12 protein-coding genes and 1 pseudogene are annotated in these 11,440 nt (G+C 69.1%); 6 read left to right on the forward strand and 7 right to left on the reverse strand.

Annotation, left to right across the window (positions count from 1 at the left end):
• The 3 genes and pseudogenes from QZ753_RS14870 to QZ753_RS14880 all read right to left on the reverse strand — a co-directional run.
• Positions 1 to 275, reverse strand: a pseudogene (locus QZ753_RS14870) (cobaltochelatase subunit CobT); the annotation flags it as partial.
• A 7-nt stretch (positions 276 to 282) separates the two neighbouring features.
• The gene (gene cobS / locus QZ753_RS14875) at positions 283 to 1,269 is read right to left on the reverse strand and encodes a cobaltochelatase subunit CobS (protein WP_090963702.1); all 987 of its coding nucleotides are present in this window, start codon (positions 1,267 to 1,269) and stop codon (positions 283 to 285) included.
• A gap of 95 nt (positions 1,270 to 1,364) precedes the next feature.
• On the reverse strand, positions 1,365 to 1,994 hold the full coding sequence (locus QZ753_RS14880) for a DnaJ domain-containing protein (RefSeq protein WP_090963567.1): 630 nt from the start codon (positions 1,992 to 1,994) through the stop codon (positions 1,365 to 1,367).
• A gap of 135 nt (positions 1,995 to 2,129) precedes the next feature.
• Between QZ753_RS14880 and QZ753_RS14885 the strand changes: the two genes are divergently transcribed.
• Together QZ753_RS14885 and QZ753_RS14890 are read left to right on the forward strand one after the other, a co-directional pair.
• The gene (locus QZ753_RS14885) at positions 2,130 to 2,432 is read left to right on the forward strand and encodes a BolA family transcriptional regulator (RefSeq protein WP_294644679.1); all 303 of its coding nucleotides are present in this window, start codon (positions 2,130 to 2,132) and stop codon (positions 2,430 to 2,432) included.
• Between the two features lie 5 nt (positions 2,433 to 2,437).
• Complete coding sequence (locus QZ753_RS14890) at positions 2,438 to 3,142, forward strand: YoaK family protein (RefSeq protein ID WP_294644680.1); 705 nt, start codon at positions 2,438 to 2,440, stop codon at positions 3,140 to 3,142.
• A 7-nt stretch (positions 3,143 to 3,149) separates the two neighbouring features.
• Here QZ753_RS14890 and aroB read toward each other — a convergent pair whose 3' ends face one another.
• Both aroB and QZ753_RS14900 read right to left on the reverse strand, forming a co-directional pair.
• Entirely contained in the window at positions 3,150 to 4,274 is a 1,125-nt protein-coding gene (gene aroB / locus QZ753_RS14895; protein WP_294644681.1) for a 3-dehydroquinate synthase, read from the reverse strand.
• 3 nt (positions 4,275 to 4,277) lie between these two features.
• Entirely contained in the window at positions 4,278 to 4,856 is a 579-nt protein-coding gene (locus tag QZ753_RS14900) for a shikimate kinase (protein WP_294644684.1), read from the reverse strand.
• A gap of 202 nt (positions 4,857 to 5,058) precedes the next feature.
• On the opposite strand from QZ753_RS14900, the gene QZ753_RS14905 reads away from it, so the two are divergent.
• The 4 genes from QZ753_RS14905 to QZ753_RS14920 all read left to right on the forward strand — a co-directional run bounded on the left by QZ753_RS14905 (position 5,059) and on the right by QZ753_RS14920 (position 8,606).
• On the forward strand, positions 5,059 to 5,241 hold the full coding sequence (locus QZ753_RS14905; RefSeq protein WP_294644685.1) for a histidine kinase: 183 nt from the start codon (positions 5,059 to 5,061) through the stop codon (positions 5,239 to 5,241).
• A complete protein-coding gene (locus tag QZ753_RS14910) occupies positions 5,238 to 6,176 on the forward strand; it encodes a site-specific tyrosine recombinase XerD (protein WP_294644687.1) in 939 nt (312 codons plus the stop codon). The genes QZ753_RS14905 and QZ753_RS14910 overlap by 4 nt, the downstream gene beginning before the upstream one ends.
• A 162-nt stretch (positions 6,177 to 6,338) precedes the next feature.
• Positions 6,339 to 7,298 (forward strand): acetyl-CoA carboxylase carboxyltransferase subunit alpha, encoded by a 960-nt coding sequence (locus QZ753_RS14915; protein ID WP_294644688.1) that lies wholly within the window; start codon positions 6,339 to 6,341, stop codon positions 7,296 to 7,298.
• A 273-nt stretch (positions 7,299 to 7,571) separates the two neighbouring features.
• Positions 7,572 to 8,606 (forward strand): murein L,D-transpeptidase family protein, encoded by a 1,035-nt coding sequence (locus tag QZ753_RS14920; RefSeq protein WP_294644689.1) that lies wholly within the window; start codon positions 7,572 to 7,574, stop codon positions 8,604 to 8,606.
• A 15-nt stretch (positions 8,607 to 8,621) separates the two neighbouring features.
• On the opposite strand, the gene QZ753_RS14925 is transcribed toward QZ753_RS14920, so the two are convergent.
• Together QZ753_RS14925 and secA are read right to left on the reverse strand one after the other, a co-directional pair.
• The gene (locus tag QZ753_RS14925) at positions 8,622 to 8,936 is read right to left on the reverse strand and encodes a YdeI/OmpD-associated family protein (RefSeq protein WP_294644690.1); all 315 of its coding nucleotides are present in this window, start codon (positions 8,934 to 8,936) and stop codon (positions 8,622 to 8,624) included.
• 86 nt (positions 8,937 to 9,022) lie between these two features.
• A partial coding sequence (secA, locus tag QZ753_RS14930; RefSeq protein WP_294644691.1) for a preprotein translocase subunit SecA occupies positions 9,023 to 11,440 on the reverse strand: 2,418 nt, incomplete at its 5' end.

The following is an 11,440-nucleotide window of genomic DNA, read 5'->3' on the forward strand; positions in this document are numbered from 1 at the left end:
TGGACGCGCGCGTCGTGGCGCGCCTTGCGCAGCGCCATGGCGTCCGACAGGCCGCGCACCACCGACACGTCGTTCTCGGCTGCGCGCTTGGGCAGTTCCGGCAGGCGGGCGCGGTTGCCCGTCAGGCCCGGCCGCTCGTTGCCGTAGGTGATCTCGAGCTCCGCGTCCCCGGCGATGGCGCGCATGCAGCCGGCCACCGCGCGCCGGAACGGCTCGCGGTCGGGCGCCTTGCCGCGCGGGGCCTTGGTGGAGTTGTCGCCGATGCGCGATGCCATGGAAGGGTCAGTCGAGGACGAGGTTCGACGCCGCCTCCGGCAGGTCCTCGCCGAAGGCGCGCTGGTAGAACTCGGCTACCAGCGGGCGCTCGAGGTCGTCGCACTTGTTCAGGAAGGTCAGGCGGAAGGCGAAGCCGATGTCGCCGAAGATCTCGGCATTCTCGGCCCAGGTGATCACGGTTCGCGGGCTCATCACGGTCGACAGGTCGCCGTTGACGAAGGCCGAGCGCGTGAGGTCCGCGACGCGCACCATCTTGGAGACCTGCGCGCGCCCCTCCTTGGTCTGGAAGTGCTTGGCCTTGGCCTGGACGATGCCGACCTCGTTGTCGTGCGGCAGGTAGTTCAGCGTGGTGACGATCGACCAGCGGTCCATCTGCGCCTGGTTGATCTGCTGCGTGCCGTGATAGAGGCCCGTCGTGTCGCCGAGGCCCACCGTGTTGGCGGTGGCGAAGAGGCGGAAGGCCGGGTGCGGGCGGATGACGCGCGCCTGGTCGAGAAGCGTCAGGCGGCCCGACGATTCGAGGACGCGCTGGATCACGAACATCACGTCCGGCCGGCCCGCGTCGTACTCGTCGAACACCAGTGCCACGTTGTTCTGGTAGGCCCAGGGCAGGACGCCGTCGCGGAACTCCGTGACCTGCATCCCCTCGCGCACCGTGATCGCGTCCTTGCCGACGAGATCGATGCGGCTGACGTGGCTGTCGAGGTTGATGCGCACGCAGGGCCAGTTGAGGCGCGCGGCGACCTGCTCGATATGGGTCGACTTGCCGGTGCCGTGGTAGCCCGACACCATGACGCGGCGGTTCTTGGCAAAGCCGGCGAGGATCGCCAGCGTCGTCTGCCGGTCGAACAGGTAGTCCGGGTCGATCTCGGGAACGTGCGGGTCGGCCTTCGAGAAGGCCGGGACCTTCAGGTCGCTGTCGAAACCGAAGGTTTCGCGGACGGAGACCATGGCGTCGGGCAGGTTCGCCACTTCCAGTTCCGCTGCACTCATCATACCTCCAGGGGCGCTGCCGCCGTTCGGCAGGCCTTACATCTCGCGGGTCGCCTCGTGCGGCCGCGCGTCTCGAACAGGGCTGGAATCAGGGATTAACAGAAGCCCGACGCCTTCAAAAGCTTGTAGGCTTGGATGACCTCGCGAAGGCGGTCCTCCGAGCCGCGGTCGCCGCCGTTGGCGTCCGGATGATACTGCTTGACGAGCGCCTTGTACTGCACCCGGATCGCCTCGCCGCCGGCGCTCTCGGGCAGGCCGAGCGTCGTCAGCGCCTTGACCTCGAGCGTGCGCGCCTTGCGGCGCGGCGCCGCGGGAGCCGCTTCGCCCTCGCCGAACAGGTTGAAGCTGTCGCGCGGGCGTCCGCCGTTGAAGCGGCGCGGGCGCCCGCTCGGCTTCGTCGAGGGCGTCGGCGAGACCTTCGCCCCGCCCGAGTTGTTGGAGCCCATCGTCCAGGTCGGGCGGTGGCCGGTCAGCGAGTCCTTCAGGTACTTCTGGATGTCGTCGTCGCCGAGCCCGGAGAAGTAGTTGTAGGACTTGTTGTACTGGCGCACGTGGTCGACGCAAAAGTGGAGGTACTGACCCTCGTGGTCGCGCCCGCGCGGCGCCTTGTGGGAGCCCGGCTCCTCGCAGCCCTCCCACATGCAGACGGGCGCGCGCTCAGGCTCGGGCCCGGAGCGGGCCGGTCGGACCCGGATCTTGTCGAAGTATTTGGAGTCGAGCTTCATCAGACCGCGATTATGGGGACCTGCCCCCGTGCGAACAAGAATTGACAGAACGGAAAACCCGCCCAAAACGGAGAGCCGGCGACGCGCCCGCGACGCGGCGGGGCAACGGCGATCACAGACGGACGGGGCGACATCATGACCAAGGCGGCCGAGATCGAGGCGAAGCTGACGCGGGGCTTGAGCCCTCAGCGCCTGGAGGTGGTCAACGAGAGCCATCTCCACGCGGGCCACCACCATGCCGGCAGCGACCACCACGGCGGCTTCGACGGCACCGGCGAGACGCATTTCCGCGTCCGGCTGGTGGCGGAAGCGTTCGCGGGAAAGAGCCGGCTGGAGCGCCACCGCGCGGTGAACGCGCTGCTCGCCGAGGAACTGGCGACCGGCGTCCACGCGCTGGCGATCGAGGCCGCGGCGCCCGGCGAGCCGACGCGGTTCTGACACCCATGCGCCGCCGGGTCCGCCGCCGCGCGAGAGTGCGGATCGCCGTCGGCCTCCTCTTCGCCTCGCTCCTGTCCTTTGCGGCGGGGCTGACGGACGCCATCGGATTTCTCCTCGCCGGCGACTTCGTCTCCTTCATGAGCGGCAATACGACGCGCTTCGGCATCGCGGCCGGCACCGGCGATCTCGCGCGCGCCGGACACCTTCTCGCCCTCCTTGCGGCCTTCGTCGCCGGCAACGCGCTCGGCGTCCTCGTGATGCGCGCCGCGCGCGGCTCGCAGCCGGTGCTGCTCGCGATCGTCGCCGCGATGACGGCGCTCAGTGCGGCGCTGGGGCCCGGCGGCCCGGCGATCGTGCTCCTGGTTCTGGCGATGGGCGCGATCAACGTCGCGCTGGAGGAGGTCGGCGGACACTCGCTGGGGCTGACCTACGTCACGGGCGCGCTGTCGCGCTTCGGCCGGGGTCTGGCACGCCGGCTGCTGGGTCACGCCTCGCCGGGCTGGTGGGTGCAAGTCGTGCCCTGGCTGGGGATGGCGGCGGGCGCAGCATTCGGCGGAGCGGCCGAAGCCGCGCTCGGCCACGCGGCGATCCTCGCCTCGACGCTCGCCTGCGCGGGGCTCGCCGTCCTCGCGCTCTGCATCCCCGAGCGCTGGCGCCGCACCTATCTGGCGCGTCGGCCCTTCCGCAGGGCGGCGCGGGCCGGGGGCTGACGGGCCCTCAGGCCGAAAGCTCCGCGGTCAGAAAATCCCGCACCGCATCCGGTGCGACGTCGCGCGCGACGAAGGCCTGCCCGATGCCACGCGTCAGGATGAAGGTGAGGGCGCCGCGCGAGACCTTCTTGTCCTGCGCGATCTTGTCCATCAGCGCATCCACCGTGACGCCGTCGCCGGGAATCTCTTGGATACGGGTCGGTAGGCCGGCGGCCCTGAGATGCGCTTCCGCGCGTCCCGCGTCCTGGCCGGGGCAGAGGCCGAGCCGGACCGAGAAGCGGTGCGCCAGCGCCATGCCGATCGCGACGCCCTCGCCGTGGACGAGACGCGCGGGATCGTAGCGCGCAACCGATTCCAGCGCGTGGCCGAACGTGTGGCCGAGATTGAGAAGCGCGCGGTCGCCATCCTCGCGCTCGTCGCCGGCGACCACCGCCGCCTTGGCGCGGCAGCTTGCCGCCACCGCTTCGACGCGCGCCGTCCCGCCCGAGAAGATCGCGGCGCGGTTGCCTTCGAGCCATTCGAAGAAGTCCGGCCGGTCGATCAGGCCGTATTTCACGACCTCGGCGTAGCCGGCGCGGAACTCGCGCTCCGACAGGGTGTCGAGGACGTCGGTGTCGGCGAGCACCAGTGCCGGCTGGTGGAAGACGCCGACGAGGTTCTTGCCGCGAGGGCTGTTGATGCCCGTCTTGCCGCCGACGGAGCTGTCGACCTGCGCGAGCAGCGAGGTCGGGACCTGGACGAGGTGCATGCCGCGCCGCGCGATGCCGGCGGCAAAGCCCGAGAGGTCGCCGATCACGCCGCCGCCGAGCGCCACCACCGCGTCGCCCCGTTCCAGCCGCTCTTCGAGGATGCGGTCGACGACGGCGATCAGGTAGTCGAAGGACTTCGTGGTCTCGCCGGGCGGCAGCGTCAGGAGCGCGGCGCCGATGCCGGCGCCTTCCAGCGCGGCGAGAAGCCGGTCGGCGTGGAGCGCGGCGACCGTCTCGTCGGAGACGACCAGCGCGCGGGCGCGGGGCAGGGCGGTGGCGATGTGGCGGCCGGCCGACGCCACGAGCCCCGGTCCGATCAGGATGTCGTAGCTGCGCGGCCCCAGCTCGACGCGCACGCGGGCGGGCTCTGGCGTCTCGGTCATGAATCAGGCCTTGAAGTGGGGATGGCGTTCCAGCTGGTCGAGGATCTCGCGCGCCACCGCCTCGCGCTTGACGTTGCGCGTCGGGACATGGAGGTCGGCCAGCGCGTAGACGGGATAGCGAACGTCCATCAGCGCCTTCAGCGTCGCACGCGGATCGGGCGTCTGGAGAAGCGGGCGCGTTGGCTTCTTCATCACGCGCTCCATGAGGACGTCGAGCTCGGCCTTCAGCCACACGGTGACCGAGCGCTCGGACAGAAGCTTGCGCGTGCCCTCGTTCATGTAGGCGCCGCCCCCGGTCGCGATGACGCGCGGGCCCTCGTCGAGAAGACGCGCCACGACGCGAGCCTCGAGCGCCCGGAACTCCGGCTCGCCGTAGGCGGCGAAGAGCTCGGCGATCGTCATGCGCGAGGCGTCCTCGATCTCGTGGTCGGTATCGACGAACGGCAGGTCGAGCATCTGCGCGAGCTTGCGCCCGACCGTGGTCTTGCCCGCCCCCATCAGCCCGACGAGCACCACGGGGCGCTGGATGACGCCGGAGGCCTGGCGGGAGGGAAGGGGCGCAGCCCCGGCGGTCTCGATCATCGGTTCAGGTGGCGCGGGAAAGGGTCGGGATCAGTTTCGCGTGAGACCAGAAAAGCCCCATGGCGTCAAGCGAACGGGATCGCGCGCTCCGCCTCGGACTTGCCGTCTTCGCCCGTCACGGGCAGCACCTTGGCCCTGTCGCTTCGTCGGCGCAGCCTCTAGTGTCCGCCCCGCCCCGTCGTTTCGAAAGCCCTGCCGCCCGATGCCCACCCTGACGCGCCTTCTGACCCTCCTCGCGCTCCTCGTCGGCGCGGTCTATGCGGCGATGGCGGCGCTGGTGGCCTTCGTGGAGCCGGTGCCGGTACCGGTCACGGTGAAGGTGCCGATCCCCGCGCTGCAGCCGGCGCCCGTCGCGCCCAACACGCAGACGGGGGTGGCGAAGTGAGCCGCGACGCCGCCCATCTCGACGCCTTCCTGGAGATGATGGCGGTGGAGCGCGGCGCGTCGCAGAACACGCTCGACGCCTATCGCCGCGACCTCGACCATGCTCGCGCGGCCCTGAAGGCCGACGGCGTCGCGTTGAGCGAGGCGACGACCGAGGCCGTGCGCGCCTACATGGCCGGGCTCGACGCGGGCGGCTTTGCGGCGTCCTCGCGCCAGCGGCGCCTCTCCTCGCTGCGCCAGTTCTTCAAGTTCCTCTATGCCGAGGGCCGGCGCACTGACGACCCGACGTCGCCGATCGAGGGGTCGCGCAAGGAGAAGTCGATCCCGAAGATCCTGTCGGAGGACGAGGTCGACCGGCTGATCGGCGAGGCGGAGGCGCAGGCCGGCAACCCGGAGCTTGGTGGAACGGCGCTCGCACGGGCCCGCCGGATGCACGCGCTGGTCGAGATCCTCTACGCCACGGGACTGCGCGTTTCCGAACTCGTGTCGCTGCCGCGCTCGGTGCTGCGCTCGCGCGCCAGCCTGATCGTGGTGCGCGGCAAGGGCAACAAGGAGAGGCTCGTGCCGATCGGCGAGCGGGCGCGCGATGCGATGGACGCCTTCGCCGCCTCGCTCAAGGACCTTCCGGGCGCGGGCGAGGCATGGCTGTTTCCCGCGCTCTCGGAAAGCGGGCACATGACGCGCCAGGCCTTCGCGCGCGACCTCAAGGATCTGGCGATCCGCGCCGGCATCCGGCCGTCCCGCGTCAGCCCGCACGTCCTGCGCCACGCCTTCGCCAGCCACCTCCTGCAGAACGGCGCCGACCTTCGCGTCGTGCAGGAACTCCTCGGCCACGCCGATATCGGCACCACGCAGATCTACACCCACGTGATGGAGGAGCGCCTGATGCGCCTCGTCACCGACCACCACCCCCTGTCGGAGCTCTCGGGGGACTGAAACGCCCCGCTTTCTTGACATTCCCATGTCGGATCGCCAGTTTGCGCGCCGACGCGAACCCCATGGTTCGGCGCGCGGCCGAGCCAGCCGGCCGGCCCCTCGGCCGGCAGGCTCCGGAAACCGCCGCCCGAACCCCGACAGGACGGCGCAAGGCCCGGCTGGATGCACAATTATCTCGACTTCGAAAAGCCCGTCGCCGATCTCGACAGCCAGATCATCGAACTCAAGAAGATCGGCGACACCGAGGGGCGGATCGACGTCTCGGAGGACATCCAGCGCCTCGAGACGCGCTCGTCGGAAGCGCTGGCCGATCTCTACCGCAAGCTGACGCCCTGGCAGAAGACGCAGGTCGCCCGCCATCCCGACCGGCCCCACTGCACCGACTATCTCGCCCAGCTCGTCACCGAGTTCACCCCGCTCGCGGGCGACCGCTACTTCGCCGAGGACCACGCGATCATCGCCGGCTTCGGGCGCTTCAAGGGGCGGCCGGTCGCGGTGATCGGGCAGGAGAAGGGCTCCGACACCCAGACCCGCCTCAAGCACAATTTCGGCATGGCCCGGCCCGAGGGCTACCGCAAGGCCGTGCGCATCATGGAGATGGCCGAGCGCTTCGGGCTGCCCGTCGTCACGCTGGTCGATACGGCCGGCGCCTATCCCGGCATCGGGGCGGAGGAGCGCGGACAGGCCGAGGCCATCGCCCGCTCCACGCAGGTCTGCCTCGGCCTGTCGGTGCCGCTGGTCTCGCTGATCATCGGCGAGGGCGGCTCGGGCGGCGCGATCGCGATCGCGGCGGCCAACCGCGTCCTGATGATGGAGCACGCGATCTATTCGGTGATCTCGCCGGAGGCCGGCGCCTCGATCCTGTGGCGCGACTCCAGCCGCGCCAAGGATGTCGCCCAGGCGATGAAGATCACGGCGCAGGACCTCAAGGGCTTCGGCGTCATCGACGAGATCGTGACGGAGCCGACGGGCGGCGCCCATCGCTCGCGCGAGCGCGCGATCGAGACGGCCGGCGCACGCATCGAGGCGGCGCTCATTGAGCTTTCCGCCCTGTCCGGCGACGAGCTGAAGCGCCAGCGCCGCGAGAAGTTCCTCGCCATCGGCCGCGAACTGAAGGTCTGATCGGGGACGCTTCGTCAGCCGTCACGCGATCGTTGCCTTCAAACGGTCTTCGATCGGGGCTAGAAGGCCCGTCGCGGGGTTCCGGAGGGGGCCTTCGCACCCAAGGGAAAGAATTTTCGGACATTTCCCGCCCGGTCGTTAAGCTTCCGGTAACCGTCCCGGTCCGAAAAGAGGGCAGCGTCCCGAGCCGCGCCATGTGCGCGGCCGGGACGGGGATCGGTTCGAGGGCACGGGGGAACAGCCACCGCTCGCCCGCATCGTGGGGATCGGGGAATGACGGCACGACGTCTTGGGACGATGGCGTTTCTGACGCTCGGTCTCATGGCCCTGTCCGGCTGCCAGCAGGACGACGTGTTCGCCGACCTCGTCGGCCCCAACGCGCCGCTGCCGCCCGCGCTCGTCAAGGTCATCAAGTCCAAGGACATGGGCGAGAACGCGCCCATCCTCGTGCGCCTCTACAAGGAGGAGTCCGAGCTCGAGGTCTGGAAGCAGAAGACCGACGGCACCTTCGCGCTCCTCAAGACCTATCCGATCTGCGCCTGGTCGGGCCAGCTCGGCCCCAAGCGGAAAGAGGGCGACCGGCAGGCGCCGGAAGGCTTCTACCACCTGACGCCGGGCCTGATGAACCCGAACTCGAACTACCACCTCGCCTTCGACATGGGCTATCCCAACGCCTACGACCGGGCGAACGAGGCGTCGGGCAACCACCTGATGATCCACGGCTCGTGCAACTCGTCGGGTTGCTACGCCATGGACAACTGGCAGATGGAAGAGCTCTACGCGCTCGCCAACCATGCCTTCCAGGGCGGCCAGAAGTCGATCCAGATCCAGGCGCTGCCCTTCCGGATGACGCCGGAGAACATGGCGCGCCACCAGAACTCGCCCCATGTCGCCTTCTGGAAGATGCTGAAGGAAGGCACCGACCGCTTCGACCTCACCCACAAGCCGGTGGCGGTGGCGGTCTGCGAGAAGCGCTACGTCTTCGACGAGACGCTGACGGACGGCCGCACGCTCGACGCCAACGGCGAATGCCCGGTGGTCGAGACGCCGGCCGATCTCCTCGCCAAGCGCATGGCCGACGAGGAGATGCAGAAGAAGATCGCCGCCACGATGGCGCCCGAGGACTTCGCGATCACCACGGCTTCGACCTACAAGACCGGCACGCCGATCTCGGCCGAGGCCTACGCCGCCGAGCAGCATCGCCGCCAAGGCTTTGATCGCGACGGCAAGCCGATTCAGACCGCGCGCTCCTCGATGTTCAAGAACCTCCTGCAGAAGAAGCCGGCGCTGCCGGGCGGGAGCGACTGAGGTCGGCAGGTCGCGTCAGCGGCCGGCAGCCTTTCCCTTTCCGTCGATCAGCACCGCCTGCTGCCAGCGGCCCGGCGCCTTGTCGGTTCGATGTATGCAGCCCGGCCAGCAACAGGGCCGCTTCCTGCCCTCCATGAGGTCGACCACCGTACGATCGATGCGCCGCCGGCGCGTTGCCGCCTGCTTGGCGTCCTCGACCCAGCAGATGAATTCGTTGCGCCCGAGCGGCGTCAGTCCTTCCCAGAGCGAAAGCACAGCCGGAGTCGACCGGATCGCTGCCTGAAGGTCCTCGTCCGCCTCGTGGACGGTGCCGTGCGGAAACACGCTCATCGAAACCTCCCGGCCCCGCGGCACCAGCCGAGCACACCGTGCCGCCAACGAAAAAGGCCGGCTCGAAGGCCGGCCTTTTCATCGTATCAGGCGATCTGCTCGTAGGCGCCGTGGCAGTGCTTGAACTTCTTGCCGGAGCCGCAGGGGCAGGGCTCGTTGCGCGAGACCTCGCCCCAGGTGTCCGGGCGCTCGGGATCGCGTTGCAGGCGGTCGGCACCCGGCGGGTTGAAGTCGGCAGTAAGGCGCGCGGCGCCCCGGCCGAACTCGTCCTCGCCGGTGGTCGCGTCGATGTGGTGCGCTTCCATCTCGGGCAGGACGGGCGCGTCGGTCTCGGGGCGCACCAGTTCGACGCGCATCAGCTGCTGCGTGACGCGCTCGCGCAGCTGGTCCAGCATCACCTGGAAGAGCTCGAAGGCTTCCGACTTGTACTCGTTCAAGGGGTCGCGCTGCGCATAGCCGCGGAAGCCGACCGCCGAGCGCAGGTGGTCGAGGTTGACGAGGTGCTCGCGCCACAGGGCGTCGATCGTCTGGAGGACGACGGAGCGCTCGATGTAGCGCATGATGTCGCCGCCGAACCGCTCCTCGCGGTCGGCTGCCGCCTTGTCGACGGCCTCGAAGATGCGCTTCTTGACGTCCTGGTCGTCGATGCCCTCTTCGTCCGCCCAGGCGGCGATGGGCAGGTCGAGGTTCAGGAACTCGCGGATCTCCTCCGTCAGCTCCGCCGTCTCCCACTGCTCGGGATACGCGTTCTCGGGCATGCGCTTGGCGACCAGCGTGTCGATCAGCTCGTGGCGCATGTCGGTGACGGTCTCGTGGAGCGAGCCGGCGTCCATCAGTTCGAGCCGCTGCTCGAAGATGACCTTGCGCTGGTCGTTCATCACGTCGTCGTACTTCAGAAGGTTCTTGCGGATGTCGAAGTTGCGCGCCTCGACCTTCTTCTGCGCCTTCTCCAGCGCCTTGTTGATCCAGGGGTGGACGATCGCCTCGTCCTCCTTCAGGCCGAGGCGCGTCAGCATCGTGTCCATGCGCTCGGACCCGAAGATGCGCATCAGGTCGTCCTGGAGCGACAGGTAGAACTTCGAGCGGCCGGGATCGCCCTGACGGCCCGAGCGGCCGCGCAGCTGGTTGTCGATGCGGCGCGACTCGTGGCGTTCGGTGGCAAGCACGTAGAGGCCGCCGGCGGCGAGCGCCTCGCCCTTCAGGCGCTGGATGTCGGCCTTCAGCGCCGTGATCGCGGCCTCGCGCTCGGGGCCCTCCGGCACCTCAGCGAGCTCGCGCTCGATGCGCATGTCGAGGTTGCCGCCGAGCTGGATGTCGGTGCCGCGGCCGGCCATGTTGGTGGCGATCGTGACCGCGCCGGGCACGCCCGCCTGCGCGACGATGTAGGCTTCCTGCTCGTGGTAGCGCGCGTTCAGCACCTGGAAGTCGCGCATGCCCTCGCCGCGGAGCCGCTCGGCCAGCATTTCGGACTTTTCGATCGAGGTGGTGCCGACGAGAATCGGCTGGCGCCGCTCGGCCGCCGCCTTGATCTCCTTGGCGATGGCGCGGAACTTCTCCTCCGCCGTCCGGTAGACCTCGTCGTCCTCGTCGATGCGCACGACCGGCAGGTTGGTCGGAATCTCGATGACGTCGAGGCCGTAGATGTCGGCGAACTCGGCCGCTTCCGTCGCCGCCGTGCCGGTCATGCCGGCGAGGCGGTTGTACATGCGGAAGTAGTTCTGGAAGGTGATCGAGGCGAGTGTCTGGTTCTCGGGCTGGACCGTGACGTCTTCCTTGGCCTCCAAGGCCTGGTGCAGGCCTTCCGAGAAGCGGCGGCCCGGCATCATGCGGCCGGTGAACTCGTCGATGATGACGATCTCGTCGCCCCGGACGATGTAGTCCTTGTCGCGCTGGAAGAGCTTGTGGGCCTTCAACGCGTTGTTGACATGATGGACGATCGTGACGTTCTCGATGTCGTAGAGCGAGGGGCCGTGGAGGTGCCCGGCCGCCTCCAGCATGCGCTCCAGCTTCTCGGTGCCGTCCTCGGTGAAGGAGACCTGACGCTGCTTCTCGTCGACCTCGTAGTCCTCAGGGCTCAGCTGCGGGATGAAGCTGTCGATCGTGCGGTAGAGGTCGGAGCGGTCGTCGAGCGGGCCGGAGATGATGAGCGGCGTGCGCGCCTCGTCGATCAGGATCGAGTCCACCTCGTCGATGATCGCGAAGTGGTGGCCGCGCTGCACCATCTGCGAGCGCTCGTATTTCATGTTGTCGCGAAGATAGTCGAAGCCGAGTTCGTTGTTCGTCGCGTAGGTGATGTCGCAATTATAGGCGTCGCGGCGCTCGTCGTCCGACAGGCCGTGCATGATGACGCCGACGGTCAGGCCGAGGAAATTGTAGACCCGGCCCATCGTGGCCGCGTCGCGCCGGGCGAGGTAGTCGTTGACGGTGACGACGTGGACGCCCTTGCTTTCGAGGGCTGCGAGATAGACCGGCAGCGTGCCGACCAGCGTCTTGCCTTCGCCGGT

It is taken from the genome of uncultured Aureimonas sp., assembly GCF_913775355.1.
Taxonomy (GTDB): domain Bacteria; phylum Pseudomonadota; class Alphaproteobacteria; order Rhizobiales; family Rhizobiaceae; genus Aureimonas.